Source organism: Umezawaea sp. (genome assembly GCF_036375055.1).
In the GTDB taxonomy this organism is placed as follows: domain Bacteria; phylum Actinomycetota; class Actinomycetes; order Mycobacteriales; family Pseudonocardiaceae; genus Umezawaea.
This window is the reverse complement of sequence record NZ_DASUSQ010000169.1, coordinates 13,398-38,662: the sequence shown is the minus strand read 5'-3', so window position 1 is coordinate 38,662 and position 25,265 is coordinate 13,398. Positions and strand designations below refer to the sequence as shown.

At 72.4% G+C, this 25,265-nt stretch carries 17 protein-coding genes; 9 read left to right on the top strand and 8 right to left on the bottom strand.

Translation table 11 applies throughout. The annotated features are described in order from the left end of the window. Positions 1-901 precede the first annotated feature (901 nt). Complete coding sequence (locus tag VFZ92_RS39765; protein WP_330882858.1) at positions 902-1,390, top strand: amidase domain-containing protein; 489 nt, start codon at positions 902-904, stop codon at positions 1,388-1,390. A 521-nt stretch (positions 1,391-1,911) separates the two neighbouring features. Here the strand turns inward: VFZ92_RS39765 and VFZ92_RS39760 are convergent. Next, entirely contained in the window at positions 1,912-2,871 is a 960-nt protein-coding gene (locus VFZ92_RS39760) for a LuxR C-terminal-related transcriptional regulator (RefSeq protein WP_330882856.1), read from the bottom strand. Positions 2,872-3,088: 217 nt separating this feature from the next. Between VFZ92_RS39760 and VFZ92_RS39755 the strand changes: the two genes are divergently transcribed. After that, a complete protein-coding gene (locus VFZ92_RS39755; protein ID WP_330882854.1) occupies positions 3,089-4,909 on the top strand; it encodes a S8 family serine peptidase in 1,821 nt (606 codons plus the stop codon). Between the two features lie 197 nt (positions 4,910-5,106). Next, on the top strand, positions 5,107-6,510 hold the full coding sequence (locus VFZ92_RS39750; protein ID WP_330882852.1) for an aminopeptidase P family protein: 1,404 nt from the start codon (positions 5,107-5,109) through the stop codon (positions 6,508-6,510). A gap of 39 nt (positions 6,511-6,549) precedes the next feature. Here VFZ92_RS39750 and VFZ92_RS39745 read toward each other — a convergent pair whose 3' ends face one another. The 5 genes from VFZ92_RS39745 to VFZ92_RS39725 all read right to left on the bottom strand — a co-directional run bounded on the left by VFZ92_RS39745 (position 6,550) and on the right by VFZ92_RS39725 (position 12,454). Continuing rightward, on the bottom strand, positions 6,550-7,965 hold the full coding sequence (locus VFZ92_RS39745; RefSeq protein ID WP_330882850.1) for a pyridoxal phosphate-dependent decarboxylase family protein: 1,416 nt from the start codon (positions 7,963-7,965) through the stop codon (positions 6,550-6,552). Continuing rightward, complete coding sequence (locus VFZ92_RS39740) at positions 7,962-9,212, bottom strand: MFS transporter (protein WP_330882848.1); 1,251 nt, start codon at positions 9,210-9,212, stop codon at positions 7,962-7,964. Before VFZ92_RS39740 ends, VFZ92_RS39745 begins: the two co-directional genes overlap by 4 nt. 308 nt (positions 9,213-9,520) lie before the next feature. Beyond that, positions 9,521-10,840 carry a M14 family zinc carboxypeptidase gene (locus tag VFZ92_RS39735; RefSeq protein ID WP_414720113.1) on the bottom strand — a complete coding sequence of 440 codons (1,320 nt, stop codon included), beginning with the start codon at positions 10,838-10,840 and terminating at the stop codon, positions 9,521-9,523. 130 nt (positions 10,841-10,970) lie between these two features. Further along, positions 10,971-11,219, bottom strand: a complete 249-nt coding sequence (locus VFZ92_RS39730) for a hypothetical protein (protein ID WP_330882844.1) — start codon at positions 11,217-11,219, stop codon at positions 10,971-10,973. Next, the gene (locus tag VFZ92_RS39725) at positions 11,216-12,454 is read right to left on the bottom strand and encodes a glutamate synthase-related protein (protein WP_330882842.1); all 1,239 of its coding nucleotides are present in this window, start codon (positions 12,452-12,454) and stop codon (positions 11,216-11,218) included. Before VFZ92_RS39725 ends, VFZ92_RS39730 begins: the two co-directional genes overlap by 4 nt. 279 nt (positions 12,455-12,733) lie before the next feature. Between VFZ92_RS39725 and VFZ92_RS39720 the strand changes: the two genes are divergently transcribed. The 3 genes from VFZ92_RS39720 to VFZ92_RS39710 all read left to right on the top strand — a co-directional run bounded on the left by VFZ92_RS39720 (position 12,734) and on the right by VFZ92_RS39710 (position 19,002). Beyond that, positions 12,734-15,724, top strand: coding sequence for a type 2 lanthipeptide synthetase LanM family protein (locus tag VFZ92_RS39720; protein WP_330882840.1), 2,991 nt, complete (start codon positions 12,734-12,736; stop codon positions 15,722-15,724). Between the two features lie 29 nt (positions 15,725-15,753). Next, positions 15,754-15,969, top strand: a complete 216-nt coding sequence (locus tag VFZ92_RS39715; RefSeq protein ID WP_330882838.1) for a hypothetical protein — start codon at positions 15,754-15,756, stop codon at positions 15,967-15,969. A 114-nt stretch (positions 15,970-16,083) separates the two neighbouring features. Continuing rightward, positions 16,084-19,002: a helix-turn-helix transcriptional regulator gene (locus VFZ92_RS39710; protein ID WP_330882836.1), complete on the top strand. Its 2,919-nt coding sequence runs from the start codon at positions 16,084-16,086 to the stop codon at positions 19,000-19,002. Between the two features lie 186 nt (positions 19,003-19,188). Here VFZ92_RS39710 and VFZ92_RS39705 read toward each other — a convergent pair whose 3' ends face one another. Then, a complete protein-coding gene (locus tag VFZ92_RS39705; protein ID WP_330882834.1) occupies positions 19,189-20,175 on the bottom strand; it encodes a pirin family protein in 987 nt (328 codons plus the stop codon). A gap of 248 nt (positions 20,176-20,423) precedes the next feature. Here VFZ92_RS39705 and VFZ92_RS39700 point away from each other — a divergent pair, with 248 nt between their 5' ends. Continuing rightward, positions 20,424-21,452, top strand: coding sequence for a C40 family peptidase (locus tag VFZ92_RS39700; RefSeq protein WP_330882832.1), 1,029 nt, complete (start codon positions 20,424-20,426; stop codon positions 21,450-21,452). 437 nt (positions 21,453-21,889) lie between these two features. Here the strand turns inward: VFZ92_RS39700 and VFZ92_RS39695 are convergent, their stop codons facing one another. Further along, positions 21,890-23,269, bottom strand: coding sequence for an alpha/beta fold hydrolase (locus tag VFZ92_RS39695; protein ID WP_330882829.1), 1,380 nt, complete (start codon positions 23,267-23,269; stop codon positions 21,890-21,892). 167 nt (positions 23,270-23,436) lie between these two features. Between VFZ92_RS39695 and VFZ92_RS39690 the strand changes: the two genes are divergently transcribed. Then, positions 23,437-24,150, top strand: a complete 714-nt coding sequence (locus VFZ92_RS39690) for a peptidylprolyl isomerase (protein WP_330882827.1) — start codon at positions 23,437-23,439, stop codon at positions 24,148-24,150. 106 nt (positions 24,151-24,256) lie between these two features. Continuing rightward, a complete protein-coding gene (locus tag VFZ92_RS39685) occupies positions 24,257-25,255 on the top strand; it encodes a Ca2+-dependent phosphoinositide-specific phospholipase C (protein ID WP_330882824.1) in 999 nt (332 codons plus the stop codon). Positions 25,256-25,265 lie beyond the last annotated feature (10 nt).

Below are 25,265 nucleotides of genomic sequence, written 5' to 3'. Positions count from 1 at the left end.
AACAGCGATCGACTCATTCACCGAAGGCCGCGCACCCCCTTGGCGCCGCACCCGCGGAACGCTCGGTTCGCACCGAGGGCCAGGGGGTGCAGTTCGACTCTGCCAGGGGGGAGTTTCCCAGTCGGACCCTTGTGGTCGACCCGACCTCAGCCCTTCGCGATTCGCGGTGAACAGGGATATCCGAGGGGGTATTCCGCATTGCTCGAAAGACGAATTGGACGCCGGTCGCGAAGATCCATTTCGGTGCTGGCGACGATGTTGTGCGTGTCCGCGGTGGTGCTGCCGGGCACGGCGCTGGCGGCTCCGCCGGAACCGTCGACCGCCGACCTGGCCGAGGACCTGCTGACGCTGGAGAACGCGGCGGTCCTCCCGGACGACGCCAGAACCGAGGTCACCGCTGGACTGAACCCGGCGGTCACAGCGCCCGCCAGGGGCAAGGTGGCCACTCGGATGTCGCTGAGCGAGGACCGCCGGTTCGCCCGCGGGGCGGCCGGGGCCGAGTTCGACACCGTCACCACGTCGGTGCGCGACGAATCGGCCCAGGGCAGCGGGACGTCGAGGACCGCCGAGGTCGAGGAGGTCAGCGGTCACCCGGTGGCGGGTACGGAGGAAGGCACCTCGTCCACCTCGCACCACCGGTCTCCTACGAGTGGGCGGACTGTCGGTGGGCCATCTCCGACATCACGCCGCTCGACCAGGACAGCGTGGTCAGCGATGCCCGCATCGCCTCCGCCGAGGGCGAGTCCGCCGAACAGCGCCGTGCGGCGATCGTCGATCGGACCTCGACGATCCACCAGGGATCCAGCGCGACCTGCCCGCGCTGACGGCCGGGACGAGGCCGAACTGTCGGGCGAGCGGGTCGAGGCGAGGCCGCCTGCCGACGGCGGGAAGGAAGTACATGGTGGACGTCGCCGTCCACTACGCGAGGGACAACGCGGTTCCCCACGTCCGCGACACGAATGGTTGCACGACCTTCATGTCATGGGTTCTCCGGAACGGCCGTTACGCGGAAGCAGGCAGTGAAAGCCTGATCGACGCGGTCTTCAACCACGACGACCACGCCGCCTGGTACTACCGCCGCAACGACTGCTCACCCCGAAGAACATATACCTGGGGTGGCGCGCGGAACTGGAACATCGACGAGAACAACTACGGCAACCGGGTCACCTTCCTGCCCTACTTGAGCGACCTGCCGATTTCCGATGTATTCCCAATGGATTTCAACGCGTACGGCGACCCGCCGGACATCCCGGACCACACGACGATGGTCACCGGTCGTGGAGCGAATGGCCGGCCTTTGCTGAGCCACCACACCACCGACCGGAGGAACCATCCGGTGTGGGACACCACCGGAAGTGAGGACGGCCCGTTCTGGGCCATTCGCACATGATCAAACGGTCTGCACCGGCGGCACTGCCCGTCCTGGTGGTGGCGCCGTGCTCGGTGGGGACTGGATGCGGCCAGTCCCCACCGCAGGACTGCCTGCCGCCGACCGCCGAGACCATCCGCGCGGACGCGGCTCGTTCCCCGTTCGTGGCGCGGGTCCTCGTGACCGGCCACCCCGAGCTGACCAAGGGGCCCTCCAGCGGCCACGGGCTCATGGTCCGCGCGGAAGCCACCCTGACGGGCCGACCTCCTCCGGCCGAGCTCGCGCTCTGGCCCGCGGTCACCACGCCGGACCTGCCGGAAGGCAAGACGATCATCGTGTTCGCGGGGCTCAGCCGAGCGGAGAGCAGCGAGGTCGCGACCGCGGGCGGCGAGGTGGTGACCGACCACCAGATCGCGGTGCCGAGCGGGTGCTCGACCAGCACGACGGCGTGGTGGCCCGCCTGTGCGAGGAAGCCGCCAGTTCCACCGTCCCCGACGACGTGCTGCACAGCCTGTGAAGGCTTGCCTGTCCGGCGACCGGGATCAGAGCCACCCGCGCCTCATCGCCTGGACCCCGGCCTGGAACCGGGTCTGCGCCCCGGAGCGGTCCATGAGCTGCCGAACGCGCCGCTGCACGGTCCGCGGGCCGAGGCCCAACTGCCGCGCGATGCTCTCGTCGGTCAGCCCCGCGGCCAGCAGGGCCAGCAGCTGCGGGTCGGCCACCTCGTCGGCCGCCCCGCTCCTGGCCGAGTTGGGCGTGAACGGGATCCCCCGGTCCCAGTACAGCTCGAACGTCGAGATCAGCACGTCCAGCAGCGCGGACGGCCTGATCAGCAGCACCTTGTCCACGATCCCGTTCGTCCCCACCGGCAGCACCGCGACCCGCGCGTCGACCAGCCCCAGCTTGAACGGCAGCGTGGGCGTGACGCGGGCCCGCTCGCCCGCCGCGATGAGGTGCACGATCTCCGCGAGCCGACCGGGCAGCTCGATGCTGGACCGGTCGTAGATCACCCGCCACTGCACGTGCCTGGCGCGCGTGTCGACCTCCAGCGCCACGTGGTCCTCCGGCGGCGACACGTACGGCGGCTGGTCCAGCACGCACACCTCCGAGCGCGCCCCGGCGAGCAGCGTCTCCCACAGGTCGCGCACCGAGCTGACCCCGGTCACGACCTCGACCATCCCGCTGTCGTCCTGGTGCTGCTCGTCGCGGCCCTTCAGGTACAGCTCCATCAGCGGCAGCGCCTCGGCCCGCGCCCGCCGGTGCCCGTCCTCGCGCGCGGCGATCAGCATCTCCACGGCCAGGTCCGGCGCGACGGCCTGCCACACCGCCGGGTCACCGGAGCGGCGCTGCACGAGGCCGAGTTCGCCGAGCGACGCCACGACCGGCTCGGCGGCCACGCCCGGCAGTTCGGCGGCGATCTCCGCGGCGGTGCACGTGCCCACCCTGATCAACAGCTCGTAGACCCGCGATTGATCCGGCGTGACGCCCAGGTGTTCGAACACCAGCGCATTGTCACCCATTGAGCCAAAAGAACCAATGAACTGGTCCGAACATCGCAAAAGGGGTGGCGGGAATACGCAACTGACGGGAACCAGCCTGCTCAGACCCTGTGCCGGGCACCACAGCCCTGCCTACCTTCCAGCTCAACTCCGCAGCCGCTTCAGAAACCCTGATCCCTCGGCGGCAAGCGGGGTCCCTGTAGTGGGAAGGAACACCGCTGTGAATGGATTGCGACGCACCGCCACGTGCGCTGCCGTCACGGTGACGCTGCTCGGTGGCATCACCGCGACGGCGTTCGCGGCCCCCGCGGCCCAGCCCGGCGCGGACCCGCTGGCCCAGCCCGTCCCCACCGGGAACGCCCGGCCCTACGAGCGCCTGATCGTCGGCTACAGGTCGTCGGCGACCGAGGCCCGGTCGGACGCGGCGGCAGCCGAGGACGCGAGGACCAAGGGCGACAGGGCAGGCCGCTCGCTCAAGCTGAACCGGCGGCTGGCCACCGGTGCGGCGGTCGTGGACCTGGGTGGCACGACCACCGCGGGCGACGCCGCCAGGACCATCGAGGAGTTCCGGGCCGACCCGGACGTCGCCTACGTCGAGCCCGACCTGCTGATGCAGCCGATGGCGGACCCCAACGACACCGAGTACGCCAAGCAGTGGGACCTCTACGAGGCCACCGCGGGCATGAACGTGCCGTCCGCGTGGGGCACCTCGACCGGCAGCGGCGTGACCGTCGCGGTCATCGACACCGGCTACGTGGCGCACTCCGACCTCGCGGGCAAGACCGTGGCGGGCTACGACTTCGTGTCCGACGCCGCTCGGGCGCGCGACGGCGGCGGCCGTGACTCCGACGCGTCGGACAACGGCGACTGGATGAGGAGGGGCGACTGCGGCACCGACTCGCTCGGCCAGCCCGTCCCGCCCGCCGACCAGAACTCCAGCTGGCACGGCACGCACGTCGCTGGCACCATCGCCGCGTCCACCAACAACGGCAAGGGTGTCGCGGGCATCGCGTACGACGCGAAGATCCAGCCGATCCGCGTGCTCGCGCAGTGCGGCGGCAGCACCTCCGACATCGCCGACGCCATCGTCTGGGCGTCCGGCGGCACCGTCTCCGGCGTGCCGGCCAACGCGACCCCGGCCAAGGTCATCAACATGAGCCTCGGCGGCCAGTCGGCGTGCTCGGCCACCTACCAGAACGCGATCAACACGGCCGTCGGGCGGGGTACGACCGTGGTGGTCGCGGCGGGCAACTCCAACGCCGACATCTCCGGGTTCACCCCGGCGAGCTGCAACAACGTCGTGGCCGTCGCCGCGAGCAGCCGCGAGGGCAACCGGTCGTACTACTCCAACCACGGCTCCAAGGTCGACATCGCCGCACCCGGCGGCGAGACCCGCCGCGGCACCGTCTCCACGCCGCAGAACGGCATCCTGTCCACGCTGAACACCGGCACCACGACGCCGGGCGGCGAGACCTACACGCCGTACCAGGGCACCAGCATGGCCGCGCCGCACATCGCCGGTCTGGCCGCGCTCGTGCTCGCGAAGAACAGCGCCCTCACGCCCGCCCAGGTCGAGACGCTGATCAAGAACAACGCCCGCCCGCTCGCGGGCACCTGCACGGGCGGCTGCGGCGCGGGCCTGGCCGACGCCGCGAAGACCGTGGCGGCGGCCGGTGGCGGCACCACGCCGCCGGTCGGCGGGACGTTCGAGAACACGGCCGACGTGCAGATCCCGGACAACGGCGGCGCGGTCACCTCGTCGATCACCGTCTCCGGCCGCACGGGCAACGCGCCCACCGCGCTGAAGGTCGGCGTGGACATCAGGCACACCTACCGGGGCGACCTCGTGATCGACCTGGTCGCGCCGGACGGCACCGCCTACCGGCTGAAGGGGTCGGCCAACGACTCCGCGGACAACGTGACGACCACCTACACCGTCAACGCCTCCAGCGAGGTCGCGAACGGCACGTGGAAGCTGCGCGTCCAGGACGTCGCCGCGGCCGACACGGGCTACGTCAACTCCTGGAACCTCGTGTTCTGACCGGTCGACCGGCCTCCCCCTGTCCGGCCGGACGCACGGCGGGAACGCCCCGAACCCCACCAGGGGTTCGGGGCGTTCCCCGTCGCGGCGACGTGGCGAACGGCACGTCGGGCCCCGCTCCGGCGTGAGCCGGGATGCGGCCGGGCCAGGGCGGATGGCACAGTCGTGCCACCGAACCACCGTACTGAGGGGATCGCATGACCCGACCCGCCCGTCGTGACCCGAGCAGGCTCGTCGACGCCACCGGTTTCCGCGAGAACGTGCGCCAGGGCTGGGGCGACACCGACCGCGCCGTCCAGCTCACCGCGGGCGCCGCCCGTGCCGCCGCCGACCACCGGGCCCGGCTCGCCGCCGCCCTGCCGGGACGGCGGATCGCCGTCGCGTCCGGCTGGGCGCCCGTCCGCGCCAACGACACCGACTACGGCTTCCGCCCGGACAGCGACTTCTCCTGGCTCACCGGCTGCTCGGCCGAGGGCGCCGTGCTGGTGCTGTGCGACGGCGACGCCGAGCTGTTCCTGCACGAGCCCGCAGGACCGGACGAACCGGACTTCTTCGCCAGCGCCCGCGACGGCGAGCTGTGGGTCGGCCCGGTCCCCGGCCTGACCGAGTGGTCGGAGGCCCTCGGTCTGCGCTGCCGCCCGATCGACCAGCTCGCCGCGGCGCTGCGCGGCAGGCTGCCCGAGGTGTTCTCCGCCCACGGCACGGACCCGCTGCTGGACGCGCTCGCGAACGGCGGGAACAGCGCCGAGCTGCGCTGGACGCTGTCCGAGCTGCGGCGGATCAAGGACGACTGGGAGGTCGGCCAGCTCCAGAAGGCCGTCGACGCCACCGTGCTCGGCTTCGCCGAGGTCGCGGCCGAGCTGCCGACGGCCGTGAAGGGCGGCGGTGAGCGCTGGCTGGAGGGCACGTTCGACCGCAGGGCCAGGACCAGCGGCAACGGCCCCGGCTACGCCTCGATCGTCGCGGCCGGACCGCACGCGCCCGTGCTGCACTGGGTGCGCAACAACGGTGTCGTGCCGGAGGACGCCGTGCTGCTGCTGGACGCGGGCGTCGAGGTCGACACGCTCTACACCGCCGACATCACCCGCACGCTGCCGATCTCCGGCGAGTACAGCGCGGCCCAGCGCCAGGTGTACGACCTCGTGGCGCGCGCCCAGGCCGACGCGCTGGCCGCCGTGCGGCCGGGCAACGACTACCGCGCGTTCCACCGCGCCGCGATGCGCGTGCTGGCCGAGGGCCTGGACGACTGGGGCCTGCTGCCGGTGTCGGTCGACGAGGCGCTGGCGGTCGACGGCCAGCAGCACCGCCGCTACATCGTCTGCGGCGTCGGCCACTTCCTCGGGCTGGACGTCCACGACTGCGCCAACTCGCGCGCCGAGGCCTACCACGACGGCCCGCTGGAGGTCGGCATGGCGCTCGCCGTCGAGCCCGGCCTGTACTTCCACCCGAACGACCTGACCGTGCCGCCGGAGCTGCGCGGCATCGGCGTCCGGATCGAGGACAACGTGGTCGTCCGCGAGGGCGGCGTGCAGCTGCTGTCGAGCGCCCTGCCGTCCGCGCCCGACGAGCTGGAGCAGTGGGTGCGCGCCCAGCAGCGGTGAGTGCCCGGCGGGGCGGCCACGGCCGCCCCGCCCGTTCCGTCAGGAGTAGAGGACCCCGAGGAACTCGACCAGCAGCCGTTCCCGCAACCGCGGACCGGCCGCGGCGAGCAGGGCGTTGACGGGAGCCATCCGCTCCGGCAGCACCCCGGCCCCACCCCCGCCGAGCCCGGCGGCGGCCAGCAGCCCGGCGAACTCCCGCGGCGTCAGCGCGTCGGGGTCCAACGCGCGGATGGCCGCCACGACCTCCTCCGCGACCGGCACCGGCCCGGCCTCCAGCGCGGCCCGCACGGAGTCGTCGAGGTCGGCCACCAGCGAGGCCTCGCTGCCCGCGTTGGCGGCCGTGACGGTCAGGTGCAGGTTCGCGGGCGACGCCCCGTGCGCGAACTGCGGCTGCACGTACCAGTTCCGCGCCCGCATCTCGTCGGCCACCGTGAACAGGTCGAGGTCGGCCCGATCGGCGGCCACCGCGATCAACGTCGAACCGGGCTCGCCCAGCACCCGCAGCCCGTCGATGCCCGCGATCCCGTCGAGGATCAGCTTCGTGGCCCCCAACGCCTTCCGCGCCAGCTCCAGGTACCCGGAGTCGCCGAGGTGCCGGGTCACCGCCCACGCCGCGGCCAGCGGCCCACCGGAGCGCGTGGACTGCGTGGTGGAGTTCAGCATCGTGTACCCCGGCCAGTCCGCGCTGGCGAAGTACTGCGCGCGCCGCAGGTCGGCCGACGCGTGCAGCAGCACCGACGTGCCCTTGGGGCAGTAGGCGTACTTGTGCAGGTCGACGGACACGCTCGTCACACCCGGCACGGAGAAGTCGAACGACGGCACCTCGACCCCCAGCCGGGCGAAGTACGGCAGCACCCAGCCGCCGATGCACGCGTCCACGTGGCACCGCACCCCCGCCGCGGCGGCAGCGGCGGCGATCTCCACCACCGGGTCCACCACCCCGTGCGCGTAGGACGGCGCGCTCGCCACCACCAGCACGGTGTCCGCCGAGATCGCCGCGGCCATGCCGACGGGATCGGCCCGGAAGGTCACCGGGTCCACCGGCACCGCGACCAACCGCACCCCGAAGTAGTGGGCGGCCTTCCGGAACGCGGCGTGCACCGTCTCCGGGACCACCATGGTCGGGTTCCGCACCTCGGGCCGCGAGTCGCGAGCGGCCACCACGGCGAGCAGGCACGACTCGGTGCCGCCGGACGTCACCGTGCCCACCGTGCCCGCGGAGCCGCCGAGCAACGAGGACGCCATCGCCACGACGTCGTTCTCCAGCCGCAGCAGGCTGGGGAACGCGGTGGGGTCCAGCCCGTTGACCGACGACGCCAGCGCGTGCGCCTCGGCCGCCAACGCGTCCAGTCCGGGCACCGCGCTGTCGTAGACGTAGGCCAACGTCCGCCCGCCGTGGGTGGGCAGGTCCCCGCGCCGCAACGCCCGCAGCTCGTCCAGCACCCAGTCGCTCACGCGGACTCCTCACCCCTCAGCAGCGGCAACGCCGCCAACGCCAGCACGGCCGGGACGACCGTGAACCCGATCAACGCAGCCAACACGGCACCGGACGACTGCACAACAGCACCGCCAGAACTGGCGGCGTAACCACCAGCGGCGAGCACCACCCCGTACACACCGGGCCCCAACGCCAACCCGAACGTCTCCCCCGCGGTCCACACCCCGGAGAACAACCCTGCCCGCGTGGACCCGCAGGCCTTCTCCGACGCCGTGATCACGTCGGGCAACATCGCCATCGGGAACACCTGCATCCCGGCATAACCGATCCCCACGAACGCCATCACCGCGACGACCACACCGGCGGGCAGCACCAGCGAAGCCCCCAGCACCGCCACCGCACCGGCGAAGAGCACGGAGGCGAGCACCAACCCGACCCGCTTCCCGTACCTCCGCCCCACCCGCTGCCACAACGGCATCACCACCAGCGCGGGCCCGACGAAACCGACGAACAACAACGTCTGGTACCGAGAATCCCCGAGGACGAGCCGAGCGAAGTAGTCGACCCCGGCCAACATCGTCCCCAGCCCGACCGCCTGCACCACGAAAACGGTCAGCAACAACCGAAAGGGCCGGCTACCCCGGACAACAGCCCACAGCTCACGAGGCGAAGCGGCAACCGGAACCCGCCGCACCCCAGAGGCACCAGCCGTGCCGAAGTACGTCACCAGCGTCCCGACGACGATCAGCACCCCGACAGCGACACCCATCACCGGATAACCGGTCGCATCCCGCACAGCAGGCGCACCGGCCCCGCTCACCAGGATCGCCAGCGCCAGCACGGCCATCCGCCACCCCATCAACCGGGTGCGCTCGTCGTAGTCCTCGGTGATCTCCGCCAACATGGCGACGTACGGCACCTGAAAAAACGCGTAAGCGGTGGCGCACAGCAAAAAAACCACCGCGACATACACAGCGGACCCACCAGCGAACAACGCGGCGAACAAGACCGCGACCCCAAGCCCGCCCACCAACAAGAAGGGCCGCCGAACCCCAGCGCGATCACTGATACGCCCGGCAACGGGGTTGAACAGGACATCCCAGGCCTTGGGCAACAACACCACAAGCCCGGCAGCAGCAGCAGGCACAGCAAGACCGTCAGTCAGATAGGGCAACAGGAGCAAGCCGGGCACAGTGCCAAAAGCACCGGTGACGAACGACCCCATCGCATACCCGGCACGAACACGGGTAGTAACGACCTGCATAAACAGGACATGCTAAGCCACAACAACAAAAAACACACCAGACCAGCCAACAGGAGGCCACAGCCTTCCCGAAACCAAGGCCGATGTCACTCGGGGGACTTGCCCCTCACCCCGGTAGATCGGACAGGTGGTCACCACCTGCCCTTGAGCCCGATCACAGGGGCACATCGAGGGGTCCCCGAGTCACATCGGCCACCCGCTGGGACCAGCAGCCCAGTCAACCCGACGCAACCGGCACCCACCCGTTCCAAGCAGGACCGAACCAGGCGGACCGGACGCCCACCAGGACGCCCGGCCCACCCACCACCTCAACTCCGATAAGGAGCGGCAGCGGCCTTGGCCGCCACCACGAACGCCCCCTTGTTCTTGGGCCAGAACGTACTGCTGACGCAGGAGTAGGCCGGGAAGAACCCACCGCAGGTCCCGCTGGAGGCCCCGACCTCGAACGTCACGCTGGCGACCCCCAACACCCCGTAGGTGAAGTCATCGGTGGTCCCACTGGTGTCGTACCCGACGGTCTCCTCGTTGGTCCCCACGAGATAACCGTTGTAAGCAGCCATCTTCTTCCCGAACGCCCGCATCTGCGCGTCGTTGGGGGCCGTGGCGGACGTCCACCCCCACGGGATGATGATGTCGTTCCCGTAGCTGTGCAGCGTGATCATCGTCCCCCGAGCCGTGACGGGGGCGGGCGCCGTGTCCGACGTCCCCCGCTGGTCCGGGTAGATGGACGTGAACAGGTTCTCCAGGGCCTGCGTCTCGGGCTCGGACTTCGCCGAAGCACCCTGGTAGGTCTCCGTGCAGGGCGAGTTCGAGTCCCCGCCCCACTTGAACGACGAGTTCCGGTTCAGGTCGACACCGATCGACGTTCCGCTGCACCCGCGCAGGTTGTTGGCGTTCTTCCGCTGCAACCGGGGACTGTTGCCACCGGCCGCCACCAGGTCGACGCCGTCCGGGTTGGCGACCGGCACCACCCACACCTCGGTGGTGTCCAGGATGGACGTCGCGTCGGCGTCCGTCCCGTAGCCGTCCACCAGGAAGTCGATCCACCGGTAGGCCAGCTCCCCGGTGGACAACTCGCGGGCGTGGATCTGCGCGACGATCGTGAACCGCGGCTTGGTCGAGTTGGGCGTCCGGGCGCAGTCACCGGCCTGCTTCTTCGTCAGGCAGATGGCCTTGATGTCGTGCCCGGTGCTCAACCCGCGGGTCTTGCGCCAGGAGTCACCGATGTCGAACTGGGTGGCCAGGTCCGGGTGGGCCGCGACCACGGCGTCCAGGTGGGCCTCCTGTTCGGCGGCGGTCTTGTACCCGCCGTAGAACGACGCCGTGCCGACGTCGGCCGCGCCCGCCTCCACCGGCTTGTACACCGTGTCGAAGCGGGTGGGTCGGAATCCGGCGCGGCGCAGGCGCTGGGCCTCCGCCGCGTCCCCGACCACGAGGACGGCGTCGGAGTCGCGCTCGGTCACGTCGAATCCGGCTTGGTCGAGCTGGTGCATCTGGGCGGTGGACGTGACCGGCACCCGCCAGACGTAGGGGACGCGGTCGGGAGCGGCCGCGGCGGTTGTCGGGACGACCAGGGCGGCCGCGACCAGCACGGCCGTGAGCAGGGTTCTGGGTCGCAAGGCAAGCACCTCTCGTGCAGGCCCGACCACGCAGGGGTGTAGTCGGGCGAACACGCTCAGTGTGCCCACCGAACCCCCGGCTGCCACCCCTCGAACGGCTGGTTCCCGCGACGGACCGCACCGCACGGCCCGCGTCCCCTCAGGCCTGTTCCTCCACCCGGACCACCAGCACCAGCTCGGCGGACGACCGCGCCCCGCCGACCCCGCCGTCGCCCTCGACGAGTTCCAGCACCGGCTTGCCGGTCACCGGAACGGCCAGCGCGGCCGCGGCGGCGGCGAACGGCACGGCGGGCCGGGGAGCGGCCCGCACCTCGCGCGGCACGGCTCCCGTGCGCCCGAGCAGCATGAACGGCTCCACCTCGGCCCACACCTCACGTCCCCCGATCACGACCGCACCTCCTGTTCCGGCAGCAGGATCTGCTCGGGCGACGGCCGCGTCCACACGTCGTCGCGGTCCAGCGCCCACGGCGCGTACTTCCCCACCGAACTGATCAGCAGCCGCAGCTCCAGCGCGAGGCACTCCGCCAACCGCGCCAACCCCACCTCGGGGTCCTCGTCCACGGCGATCAGCGCGGCCCGGCCGAGCCCGACGGCGCGGGCGCCCAGCGCGACGGCCTTGGCGGCCCGGCTGCCCTCCCACATGCGACCGGCGACCAGCAGGCAGCCCTCCGGCTCGCCGATCCGGCGCAGGCACTCGGCCAGCGGGAGGCCGACGTGGTCCAGGAACCCCGACGGCGCCCAGCCGGTGCCGCTCTCGGCGCCGTCCACGGTGACCGCGTCGGCGCCCGCCCGCCACGCGACCCGCACGGCCGAACCGATGTCCCGCGCGGGCGGCAGCTTCACCCAGATCCGGGCGAGCGGGAAGGTGTCGCACAGGAGCCGCACCTGCCTGTGCAGGATCTCCTCGGTGAACGTGCCGGGGCTCTCGGAGCGCAGCACCCGGTTGCCGAACAGGGGGTCGATCGCGAACGCGTCGGCGATGCGCGCGGCCCGGTCGGCGTCCAGCACGGCCATCCCGCCGAGGCCGGGTCCGGCTCCCTGGCCCACCTTCAGCTCGAACGCGAGCCGCCCGTCCTCCAGCAGCGGCCGGACGGCGGGGTCGCGGTACACCTGGTCCCACACCTCGGTGCCCGCGGTCCCCTGCTGGACCACGACGCCGCCCCAGCCGTCGGGAACGGTGCCGGTGTAGGCGCGGATCCGCTCCAGCGTCGACCCGCCCACCCCGCCGCGCCCGTCGGTGTCCCCGCCGAGCACGACCGGGATGCCGAGCGCCCCGGCCTGCCTGCTCGCGGCCCGACCGAGGTCGGTGCCGCCGACCTCGGCGGACCCGAAGGCCGACAGGTAGACCGGCATGGTCGACTGGAGGCCGCCGATGATCGTGGTCAGGTCGACGTCGCCGTGCACCGGCTCCCGGTCCAGGTCGATCAGCTTCTCCAGCCGCTGCGGCATGAACACCGGCGGCACCAGCCGCATCGTGTCCAGCTCGTCGACGCACCGGCCCACCGACGCGCCGAACAGCCTGCGCCCGTACTGCTCGACCGGCGGGAACGCGCACGCGGCTCCGTCCCGCGCCCGAGCGCGGACCTGGTCCTCGGGGAAGTCCAGCGCACCGAGGCCGCTCACGTCGCCACCACGCCCGCGGTCTCGGGACGCGGCACCGGCGGGACGGCGTGCGCCCGTGGGAGCGGGGGTGCGGCGGCGGTCGGCAGGATCATCTGCGCGGTCCTCTCCGGCTGGGTAGGCCTTCGGGTGGGGCGGTGCCGAGTGTGTCCCCCCACCCCGGTCGCGGACATGGGTACGACACCCCCACATTTCGGTCGGAGCCGCCGGAGGGCGGCGCGGCGGGAATCTGGGGGCGAAGCACCCATGTCCAACGGGCGACGCGGGTGAGACCGTCGAACCGTGATCCCCACGCCCGCCGCGAAGCAGCCCGCCAGCTGGTGGGCGGGCGGTCTCCGCCTCGCGGAACGGCCGGTCGTCACGAGCGGTCGGACCAGCGCGCGGCTGGCGAAGTGGCGTTCGGCGCACGACAGCGAAGCCTGGTTCGCCCAGCGCCTCGCGGACGCCGGGCTGGACGAGGACGCGCTGGACGCCCTGCTGGCCGAACCGGCCCCCGAACTGGCCGCCCGAACCGGGCGGCCGGAGTGGGCCGCGTTCGTGGAACGCGCCACCACGAACGCGGCCCCCACCACCTTCGCGGGCGGCACGTGGTCCGAGGCCTTCGCCCACGTGCTGCGCCCGCTGGCCGAGGCGGCGGGCGACGACCCGAGGCTGGACGGTGCCTTCACCGAGCAGCTGGTCGGCAGGCTCGTCCGGATCGCGGCCCGCACGCTCGTGCTGGAGCTGAACCTGGCGCGCAGGCGCGGCGACCTGGTCGGCGCGACGCCCGCGGACCGGTTCACGCACTTCGTGGACCACGTCGACCTGGCCGACCTGCTGCGCCGCTACCCGGTGCTGGCCCGGCTGCTCGCCCTGACCTCGCTGCACGGCGCGGCGGCGCACGTCGAGCTGCTCGACCGGTTCGCCGCCGACCGCGAGCGGATCGTGGCCGACCTGCTCGACGGGGTCGACCCCGGAGCGGTCATCGCGGTGGAGTCCGGCCAGGGCGATTCGCACGGCCGCGGCCGCACGGTGTGCGTGCTGCGGTTCGCCGACGGGTCTCGGCTGGTCTACAAGCCCCGCCCGGTCGACCTGCACGTGCGCTTCAACGAGATGCTGGGCTGGCTGGACGGCCACACCCGCCTCGGGCTCCGCCGGGTCAGGGTGGTGCGCGGCGAGGGCTACGGCTGGGCCGAGTTCGTCGAGCACGGGGAGTGCTCGGAGGTCAGCGGCATCGGCCGGTTCTACCACCGGCTCGGCGCGCTGCTCGCGCTCGTCTACGCCGTGGACGGCACGGACATGCACTACGAGAACCTGATCGCGTGCGGCGACCAGCCGGTGCTGATCGACGTCGAGACCCTGTTCCACCCGACGCTGCTGACCGCCGCGCCGAGCACCGACCCGGCGGCGAACGCGCTGGCGGGCTCGGTGACGCGGACCGCGCTGCTGCCGCAGATGCTGATCGGCGACCACGGCGTGTTCGACCTGTCCGGGCTGGGCGGCGACCGGGACCGCACCTACCCCTCCCAGACGGTCGACTGGCTGGACCCGGCCACCGACACCATGCGGCTCGTCCGGCGGACCGCGCCGAGCACCGGCGCCCACAACCGGCCCCGCCTCGGCGGCCAGGAGGCCGAGCCGAGCGACTACCAGACCGCGCTGCTCGCGGGCTTCCGCGTCGGCCACGACACGATCTGCGCGCACCGCGCCGAGCTGCTGGACCTGCTGCGGCGCTGCGCCGACGTGCCGGTGCGGTTCGTCGCGCGGGCCACCCGCACCTACGCGACGGCGCTGGACGAGACGACGCACCCCGAGGTGGCCCGCGACGCGCTGGACCGCGACCTGGCGCTGGACCTGCTGTGGACCGAGGCCCGCGAGGACGCGCTGCTGCGCGCGCTGGTCCCGCACGAGCTGGCCGACCTGTGGGCGGGCGACGTGCCCCTGTTCACCGTGCGGCCCGGCAGCCGCGACATCTGGACGTCGACCGGCGAGCGCATCCCCGACCTGCTGCCCGTCTCCGGTCTGGAGGCCGCGCTGCGCAAGGTCGAGCGGATGGACGAGGTCGACCGGCACGACCAGCAGTGGCTGATCGCCGCGTCGCTGGCGGGCCGGTCGGGCGCGGTCGAGCACCGCGGCGCCGACGTGGTGCCGGGGCGGGTCACGGCGGGCGTGCCCGACCCGCAGCGGCTGCTGGCAGCGGCCTGCGGCATCGCCGACGAGATCCTGGCGCACGCCACCGTCGAGGGGAACCGGGTCAACTGGCTCGGCCTGGAGCTGGTGGACGACCGGCACTGGACCGTCATGCCGATGGGCGCGGGCCTGTCCAACGGCTACACCGGTGTCGCCCTGTTCCTGGCGCAGCTCGGTGCCCTGACCGGCGCGGAGCGGTACACCGAGTTCGCCCGCGACGCCCTGCGGCCGATCCCCCACCTGCTCGACGTGCTGGCCGCCGACCCGCAGCTGGCGCCCGCCGTCGGCAGCGGCGGGTTCCACGGCCTCGGCGGCATCAGCTACGCGCTCGCCCGGCTCACCGCGATCCTGGCCGACGACCCCGACCTGCCCCGCTGGCTGGAGCGGTCCGTGGAGCTGGCCCGCGACCTGCGGGACGAGTCGTCGTCGGTGGTCGAGGGCAGCGCGGGCGGCCTGGCCGCGATGCTCGCCGTGCACGCGCAGACCGGGCTGCCGCTGGCGGGTGAGCTGGCGGCCCGCTTCGCCGACCGGCTCGCCGAGCGGGCAGCCGCCGGCGACGGGTTCGCCCGCGGCGCTGCCGGGGTCGGCTGGGCGCTGCTGCGGTTCGCCGCGGCGGGCGGCGACGTCCGGCACGCGGTGTCCGGCCGGGCCGCGCTGCGCGCCGACCGGAGCCTGCGGCAGCGGCTGCTGCCCGTCGGCGAGGCCGACCACGGCTGGTGCTCCGGCCTGTCCGGCGCGGTGCTCGCCCACGTGGCGCACCCCGAACAGCCGCTGGACGCGTACACGCTGCACCTCGACCGGTGCATCAACGCGCTCGCCGTGCACGAACCGCTGCGGGACCTCAGCCTGTGCCACGGGGAGCTGGGCGTCGTGGAGGCGCTGACGGTGCTCGCGGAGCGCGGCCACGAGCGGGCGGCCGCCGCCAGGACCCGGCGGGCCGGGCTCGTGCTCGGCGCGCTCGACCAGTACGGGGCGCGCTGCGGGACCCCCGGCGGCGTCCCCTCCGCAGGTCTGCTCACCGGGCTGTCCGGGATCGGCTACGGACTCCTCCGACTCGGGTTCACCGACCACGTACCTTCGGTGCTCCTGCTCCAACCACGGTAGAACTCACACCCCTCAAGGAGAGATTTCCGATGAACGACGCCATGAACACCGAGGTACCGGCGATCGACGACGACGAGTTCGACGCCGGTACCAGCCCCGCGGGCGAGATGGCGCTGTCCGGCAGGACCACGGCCGGGATCCGCACGAGGGTGCTCTCCGGCATCGCCCTCACCGCGGGCATGGCCGTCCTGGCCTACGGGACCAACTCCTTCACCACGGTCAGCGCGCCCGGTTTGCCCGTGTGACCGTCCCCTCGCCCGGACGGCCTGCCCCCTGGGGGTGCAGGCCGTCCGGTGCCCCGCATTCGGCATTCGAATAGCGGAACCGGCGCACGCCGGATGCTCGCTAAGGTCACCCTCATGCAGACCCGCGCGCCGGTGGTGGTCGGCCGGGACAAGGAAGTGCACGAGCTGGAGCGGGCTCTGGAGGACGCCAGGGCTGGTCGCGGCGGTGCCGTCTTCCTCGTCGGTGAGGCGGGTGTCGGGAAGTCGAGGCTCGCGCGGGTGGCCGCGGGCCGCGCGTTCGACAGCGGCATGAGGGTGCTCCGCGGTCGGGGCAGCACGATCGGCCCGATGGTCCCGTTCCGCCCGCTGGCGGAGGCGCTGCTGTCGCTGTTCCGCGGTGGCGAGGCGCCCGACGAGGTGGAGCTGGGGCCCTACAAGCCGGTGCTCGGCAGGCTCATCCCCGAGTGGAGCCGGGGCGAGGCCCAGCACAACGGCGAGTCGCTGGTCGTCCTGGCCGAAGCGGTCCTGCGGCTGCTCTCCGCCGTCGGCAGGAGGCAGGCGTGCCTGCTGGTGCTGGAGGACCTGCACGACGCCGACGCCGAGACCCTCGCCGTCATCGAGTACCTGGCGGACAACCTCGACCAGCAGCCGGTGGTGCTGCTGGCGACCGTCCGGGGCGAACCCGGCGACGCGCTGGACGTGGTGACGCTGGCGGCGCGCCGCGGCGCGGGCGTGGTGCTGGAGCTGGCGCGGCTCGACCGCGACGAGGTCCGCCGGATGGCCGCGTCCTGCCTGGAGGTGGAACGCGACGCGGTGCCCGCCGAGGTCGCGGACCGGCTGTGGGCCGACAGCGCGGGGAACCCGTTCGTCGTCGAGGAACTGCTGCACGGCATGGTCAGCAGCGGTCTGCTCGTGCCGGGCCCGGACGGCTGGCGGGTGCTCGGCGAGCTGCGGATCGAGGTGCCGACGGCGCTGGTGCGCAGCATCGCGCACCGCACGGACCGGCTCGGGCCGCAGGGCCGTGAGCTGCTGTCGGTGGCGGCCGTGCTGGGCCACCGGTTCCCGCTCTCGATCGTGCGGCGGGTGACCGGGATGGACCACCGGGGCCTGCTCAGCCACCTGCACGCCGGTGTCGCGGCGCAGCTCGTGACCCCGGACGAGCCCGCGCCGGACTGGTACGCCTTCCGCCACCCGCTGACGGCGGAGGCGCTGCGCGCGCAGCTCACGCCCAGCGACCGGGCCGAGATCTCCGGCCGCACGGCCGACGCCATCCAGGCCGCCCACCCCGACCTGCCCGGCGAGTGGTGCGCGCTGGTCGCGGCGCTGCGCCTGGACGCGGGCGAGGACGCGCGCGCGGGCGGGCTGCTGGCCGAAGCGGGTCGCCGCGCGCTCAAGGGCGGCGCGCCGGGGTCGGCGATCACGTTGCTGGACCAGGCGAACCGGCTGCTGGCGAGCGGGGTGGACCCGGAGATCCGCGCGGACGTGCTGGAGTCGCTGCTGCCCGCGCTGACCGAGGCGGGCCAGTTCGAGTCCGCCATCGCGCTCACCGACACGCTGGCCGAGCTGGCGGCCGCCGGGCTGCCCAAGCCGCGCCGGGTCAGGCTGCACACCGAACTCGCGCGGGCCGCGCACATCGCGGGCCGGTGGGACTACGGCATGGGCCAGGTCGGCGCGGCCCGCGCGCTGCTGGGCCGCGACGCCGGGGACGAGCAGACCGCGCCGGTGGACGTCGTGGCGGCCATGCTGACGGTGCACACCGAGAGCACGGACCGGATCGACACGGCCGCGGCGCTCGCGCGCCGGGCCGTGGACGCCGCGGCGCGGGTGCCGCTGCCGCTGGTCGGCTGCGAGGCGTGGCAGGTGCTGGGCATGATCGCCCGCGAGGACGACACCGCCGAGGCCAACGCGTGCTTCGAGCAGGCCAGGAAGCTGGCGGAGGAGCACGACCTGCCGATCCAGCAGGTGTACGCGATGGTGCGGATCGCGGGCAACGACTGGCTGGTCGACGCGACCACGGCGTCGCTGGACCGCACCCGCGAGGAGGCGCAGCGGGTCGGCGCGATCACCATCGCCTACAACGTCGACGCGATCCGGTCGCTGCACGCGGTGCTGGTGGGCGACCACGCCGGGGCGGCGGAGCTGGTCGAGCAGACGGCCAGGGTCACCTCGCGGCTCAAGATGACGCCGCTGACCCGGTACCTGCTGATGGTCAAGGCGACGTCGGCCGCGCACCGGCTCGACCGGCAGGGCATGGAGCACGCCCTCACCGAGTTCCGCGCGGTCTCCGACGGCGGCGCCTCGCAGGAGCAGCCGCTGTGCTTCGGCCTGGCGCGGACGTTCTGCGCGCTGCTGGAGGAGGACCGCGAGCTGGCGGAGAGCGAGCTGGCGCAGGCGCTGGCCCACGAGGCGGAGAACCCGACGATCTTCCACCTGGCGGGCCGCCACGGGCTGCACCTGCTGCTCGGCGTGCTCGCGGGCCGGGTGGGGTGGCCGCACCACCGCGAGATCACCAGCGCCGCCGCGAGCCGGATGCGGTGGAACCGGGTGTTCGCCGACCTGGCGCACGCCGTGCTGCTCGGCCGGGACGGCAGGGCCGCCGAGGCCGAGGCCGCCGTGCGGGCCGCCCAGGACGCCGCGTCGATCTTCCCGGTCGCGCGGCACCTCGGGCTGCGGCTGGTCGCCGAGGCGGCGCACGCGGACGGCTGGGGCGACCCGGTGGCGTGGCTGCGCGGTGCGGAGGAGTACTTCCACCAGGCGCAGGTGACGCCGGTCGCGAGCGCGTGCCGGGGCCTGCTGCGGCAGGTCGGCGCGACCGTGCAGCAGCGGCGCACCGGCACCGATCAGGTGCCGCGCCAGCTGAGGGTGCTGGGCGTCACTGTTCGGGAGTTCGAAGTGTTCCTGTTGCTGGCCAACAGGATGGGGAACAAGGCCATCGCGGCGCGCCTGCACATCTCCCCCAGGACCGTGGAGAAGCACGTCGCGAGCTTGATCAGCAAAACCAGCCGCCCCGACCGGGAGGCGCTCAGCAGCTTCGCCGCCGCCATGGCGAGTTGACCGGATCGGAAATTCGCATGGCCTTCTCCGCGAGGTTGGCGTACACGAATCCAATTCACCGCATAGACTCTTGCTTGCCCGGTGTTGTCGACCCCCCTGACCGCACCCGGCGTGTACACGGCCCCCGGCTCCCAACCCCCCAGGTGAGCTGGGGGCCGTCGCACGTTCCGCACTCTCCTTGCCAGGTCAGGACATCTGACCGCCGATGTCGCCGTGCGGCAGGTACTGGGCGGGGATGCTGCCGAGCCGCCCGGCCTGGTGGTCCTCGAACGCCTGGAGCACCTCGGCGCGCGTGTTCATCACGAACGGCCCGCCCCACGCGACCGGCTCGCGGATCGGCGCGCCACCCAGCACGACGACCTCCATCTCGGCGTAGCGGGACTCCTGCTTGCCCGCGCCGTCCAGCACGATCGTGTCGCCGGGCCCGAACAGCGCGAGCTGCCCGGTGGAGATCGGCCGCCGCTCGGCACCGACCGTGCCGTCACCGGCCAGCACGTAGACCAGCGCGTTGAAGTCCGGCCGCCACGGCAGCCTCACGCGTGCTCCGGGGCTCACGGTGGCGTGCAGCATGGCCATCGGCGTGTAGGTCGAGCCGGGGCCCTGGTGACCCGCCACGTCGCCCGCGATGACGCGCACCAGCACGCCGCCGTCGGGGGAGGTCAGCAGCACCGACTGGTTGCCGCGCAGGTCCTGGTAGCGCGGTTCCACCCACTTCTGGGCGCGCGGCAGGTTGACCCACAGCTGCACGCCGTGGAAGACGCCACCGGTCCGCACGAGTTCCTCGGTCGGCTTCTCGATGTGCAGCACGCCACCGCCCGCGGTCATCCACTGCGTGTCGCCGTTGGTGATGTTGCCGCCACCGCCGTGCGAATCGGCGTGCTCGAACTCGCCGTCGATGATGTACGTCACGGTCTCGAACCCGCGGTGCGGGTGCCACGGGGTGCCCTTCGGCTCACCCGGCCCGTAGTCGACCTCGCCCATCTGGTCCATGTGGATGAAGGGGTCGAGGTCGGCCAGGTCGATGCCCGCGAACGCCCGGCGGACGGGGAAGCCCTCGCCCTCGAACCCCTGCGGACCAGTGGTTACGGAACGGACTTTCCGGTCAACAGCCTCGGGGGCGGGTTCGGGGATCCGGGCCAGGCTGGTGATGTCGGTGACGGTGACCGCGGGCATGGTTTCCTCCAGGTTGACACTTCAACTCACCGGTTCAAACGATTTTGTGCGGCAGGTCATTCCCGCAGGGCCGTTAGGGGCGGTTTAAACCCGAAGGTGGACTCCAAGCAAGACGTTCCGTAACCTGATCGAGACTTCGCGCCAGGCAGTAACCCTTCCGGGTTAAACGGCCAGGTCACCGCCGCACAGACTGTGACAGTGCCCCCTGGGCACAAGGTGGGAAGTACCGACGAAGGAGGCTGCGCGACGTGTCGTCGCAACCACGCAAGCGGATGTTTCAGGGAGCGCTGGCGGCCACCGCGGTCGCCGCGTCAGTCCTCGGCACGGCCCCCTACGCCCAGGCCGACCCCGCGTCCGAGGCGCTCCAGAAGTACAACGACCTCTCGCACGAGGCCGAGGTTCTCAACGCCGACCACCTGAAGGCCCAGGAGGCCCTCACGGTCGCGGAGAACGAGCTGGGCAAGGCCAACACGGACCTCACGGCGGCCACGGACGCGGAGAACGCGGCGAAGGCGACCGAGGAGCAGTTCCGGGGCCAGGTCGACCTGCTCACCGAGGCGTCCTTCGAAGGCGCGCGCTTCAACAACCTCTCCGCGCTGCTGGTGAGCGACTCGCAGCAGGACTTCCTCAACCGCATGTCGGCGATCAGCGTGCTGGCCGCGGACAACAGCGAGGCGCTCGGCAAGCTGTCCAGCGCGGTCGAGACCGCCGACCAGGCCCGCGTCTCGGCCAAGGACGCGACGGACCGCGCGGGCAAGGCCAAGGACGATGCCGCCAAGCTGCTGGAGGACATCGACAAGAAGGCCGAGGAGCTGGACGGCAGGGTCAAGGAGGCCAAGGCCGCCTACAACGCCCTCAGCAGCACCACGAGGAACTCCCTCGCCGCGGGCAGCGAGCAGACGCCGATCACGGTGGACGCCTCCGGCGCGGCGGCCACGGCCGTGAACTTCGCGCTCGGCCAGCGCGGCAAGCCCTACGTGTTCGGCTCGAACGGCCCCAACTCCTGGGACTGCTCCAGCCTCATGCAGGCCGCCTACCGCGAGGCGGGCATCTCGATCGGCCGCACCACGTACGCGCAGGCGGTCCTGGGCCGCGCGGTCTCGCGCAGCGAGGTCCAGCCGGGCGACCTGGTCATCTACTACGCCGACCAGGGCCACGTCTCGATGGTCGTGGACAGCAACACCGCGGTCCACGCCTCCACCGAGGGCGTCCCGGTGAAGACCGCGCCGATCGACTCCATCGGCCCGATCAACACCATCCGCCGCATCGTAGGCTGACCACAGCACCAGGAGCCCGGCCCCGGAACACAGTTCCGAGGCCGGGCTCTTGACGTTGAAGCACAACCCGACCACACGGAACACGGAACACGGCTCGCAACCCGAACCGGGGCTTGAAAACCCGACTCACAACCAAGGCGCCACCCGAGTTCGAACCCACACCCCCGGCCTCACCCCGATCCGAAGCGCCCTCACTTCGCCCTTGGTTTGTCAAGGCATCTTTCCCGCCTTGACAAACCAAGGGCGAAGCTGGAGACAATCGCGCGAGCGGGGTGAGACCGACCCGCACCACCGACCCGCACCACAACCGGCCCGCCCCACAACCGACCCGCACCACAACCGGCCCGAACCAACCCACCGACCCGCACCACCACCGAGCCGCCCCAACTCGCACCAACACCGAGCCGCCCACCGAACCCACACCCACCGAGCCCCACCTACCGAGGCTCCACCAGGTACCCCACCTCGACCCCCCTCACGTCCACGTCGTTGAACCACGCCGTGTGCCCGACCCCGTCCCACCGCACCAACCGGGCCCCGCGGATCTGCCCGGCCAACCCCACCCCCCACACGTGCGGCGTGGCGGGATCGTGCGCCCCGCTCACCACCATCACGTTCCGCACCCCGCGCACCACCACGGGCCCCCAGGGGTTCCGGGCCGGAACGGGCCACCCGGCGCACCCGGCCTGCACGTCCCACCCCTCCACGTACCCGCGGGTCACCGGAGCGGCAGCCCGCACCTCGGCCACCCGCGCGGCCATGTCCGCGGCCCCGCGCACCGACGACGGGAAGTCGTGGCACGCGATCACCCGGTAGGCGGCGTCACTCCCGACCCCCGCGAACGCCGACGTGTCCCCGCCGAACGCCGTCACCAGGATCTCCGCCACGGCGGGCCACTGCGACCTGATCGACAGCCCCGAGTACACCCCGTACCCGATCTGGGCCGCGGTGGCACCGGGTCCCGGCCGGGCCAGCAGCTCGCGGAACTCCCCCACCACGTCCCGCCCGTGCGCCGCGCACCCCGCGTCCGCGGCGCACCACCGCGCGAAGAGCCCGAACACCTCCTCGTGCACCACGGCCTCGTCGAGCGCCATCCGCCGCGACCCGACCGCGTGGTCGACGGCCCCGTCCAGCACCGCGGCCCGCACCCGCGCGGGGAACACCCCGGCGTAGGTCGCCCCGAGCAGGGTCCCGTAGGACAACCCGAGCCACGACACCCGAGCCTCCCCGAGCACGTCCCGCACGACGTCGAAGTCCCGAGCGGCGCTCACCGTGTCGACGTGGTCGATCAACGGCCCGGTCGCCCGCAGGCACCCCAGCGCCACCTCCCGGTTGTAGGAGACGAGCCGGTCGAACGACGCACGGGACTCGGGGAACTGCTCCACCCCCGTCGGGGGCAGCTCGCACGCGATGGCGGGCACGCTCTCCCCCACGCCGCGCGGATCGACGCCGACGACGTCGAACCGCTCCCGCAGCTCCGGCGGGAACAGCCGGGGCTCGTCCCGCACGAACGGGACGGCCGCCCCACCGGGCCCACCGGGGTTGAAGAACAGCACCCCGATCCGCCGAGCGGGATCGGCGGCCCGCAACCGGCTCACGGCCAGCGTGATGCGCTCCCCGCCGGGGTTCCCCCAGTCCAGCGGCACCCGCACCGTCCCGCACTCGGCCCCGTGCTCACCGCAGGGCGTCCACACGACGGCGGGCGACGCGACCGCCACCGCACCCCAGCCGACACCGCCGACACCGCCGACACCGCCGACACCGCCGACACCGACCAGCAACCCCAGAACCGCCACCAACACCAGAACCGACCGCATCCCGCTCCCCCGTGGAAGATCCACCACCGACCCGGATCATCGGATGACCGAAGTCGCGCACGCGTCGGCCCACGAGATGATCCACGTCCCAGACCACCGGCCCTTGCGGGCCGAACGGGACCTCCACTAGAGACGACCCAACCGCCCCGAGTCGAGGAGGACCCGAGTTGGACAGCAAGACGATCGCGCTCGCCGCGGTGGCGACGGCCGGTTTGCTGCTGGGCACCGCCCCAGCGGCGTCAGCGGAACCGGACGTCACCCGCGGTCCCTGCGCCTACACCAAGACCCCGGAGGAACCCGCCGCCCGCCCGGTCCGCCTGCCCAAGGACCCGAGGCACACCCCGAACCGCGGCACGGTCGACGTCCTGCTGAAGACGAACCGGGGCCCGATCCCGCTGACCCTGGACCGCGCGCTGGCCCCGTGCACGGTGCAGAGCTTCATCCACCTCGCCGAGCACCGCTTCTACGACGTCACCACCTGCCACCGGCTGACGACGTACCCGACGCTCAAGGTGCTCCAGTGCGGAGACCCGAGCGGCACCGGCGAGGGCGGCCCCGGCTACCGGTACAAGGACGAGCTGCCGACCACCCTCCCGCCCGCGCCGAACGACCCGACGGGCGAGCGCCGCACCTACCCGCGCGGCACGCTCGCGATGGCCAACGCCGGGCCGGACACCAACGGCAGCCAGTTCTTCCTCGTCACGTCGGACTCGGTGCTGCGCCCCAACTACACCGTGTTCGGCACCATCGGCGAGGAGGGCCTGAAGACGGTGGACGCGGTCGCCGCCGCGGGTGTCGCACCGACCCCCGAGGAGCCCGCACCGGTTGACGGGGCACCGAAGCTGAAGGTCGACATCCGTCGCGCCACCGTCAAGTGTTGACGTCCGTCGACGCTTCCCGCACCGGCCACCCGGCGTTCATCGTGATCACTCTTCACGTTCCTACGCTGCGCAACCGAACGGGAACGTCCAGTGCGAGGAGTCTCGGATGAAGCGAATCACGGCCGCGGTGGTCGCGGCCGCCCTGCTGATCGCGGTAGCGCCACCCGCACAGGCGACGCCGACCGCCACCGGAACGACGGCCGTCGGCCTGCACAACAGCTACACGCAGGCCACCGCCCCCTGGCTGGTCGACGTGCTCGACCGGAACCCCGGCATGATCGAGATCGACGTGTGGACGAACTTCCTCTTCACCAACGACTTCCAGGTCGGCCACGACCCCGGCAACGCCAACAACTGCTCCAGCTCGACGACCTACGAGGGGCTGCGGTCCGGCAGCCGCAACCAGAACCTCGCGGGCTGCCTGCGCAACGTCCGGCTGTGGCACGACCGCAACCCGAACCACGCCCCGATGGTCCTCAAGGTCGAGATGAAGAACGGCTTCGACGGCCGCGCGGGCTTCGGGGTGCCGCAGTTCGACACCCTGCTCGCGAACACCCTGGGCGCGGGCAACGTGTTCTCCCCCGCGAACCTCAAGGGCGGTCACGCCGACCTCGACACCGCGGTGCGGGCGAGCGGCTGGCCGTCGCGGTCGGCGCTGACGGGCAAGTTCATCGTCATCCTGGAGAACGGGACGTTCGAGCTGGGGAACCCGTTCGACACCTACGACACCGACCTGGAGGTCGCCGACCGGCTGATCGCCGCGAACTCCAGCGGGACGCTCTCCTCCGCGCTCTCGTTCCCGGCGATCAACGGCGCGTCGGCGACCGACCCGCGCACGGGTGACCGCGGCGGCGCGCGCAAGCCGTGGATGGTCGCGTTCGACGGCAACGCCTCGGCCTTCGCGGGCTTCGGCGGCGGCCCCTACCTCGGGGGGAAGTACCTGGTCGTCATGACGGACGCGCACAACGTGCCGCCCGCCGTCGACAGCCGCGACCCGGCGCCCGCCGACGCCTGGGCGAAGGTCCGGCAGCTGGGCGGGATCGGCGCGACGATCGTGTCCAGCGACTGGACGAGCGCCGAGGTCCTCTCCTACACCACCACCTAGTGCGGCGAAG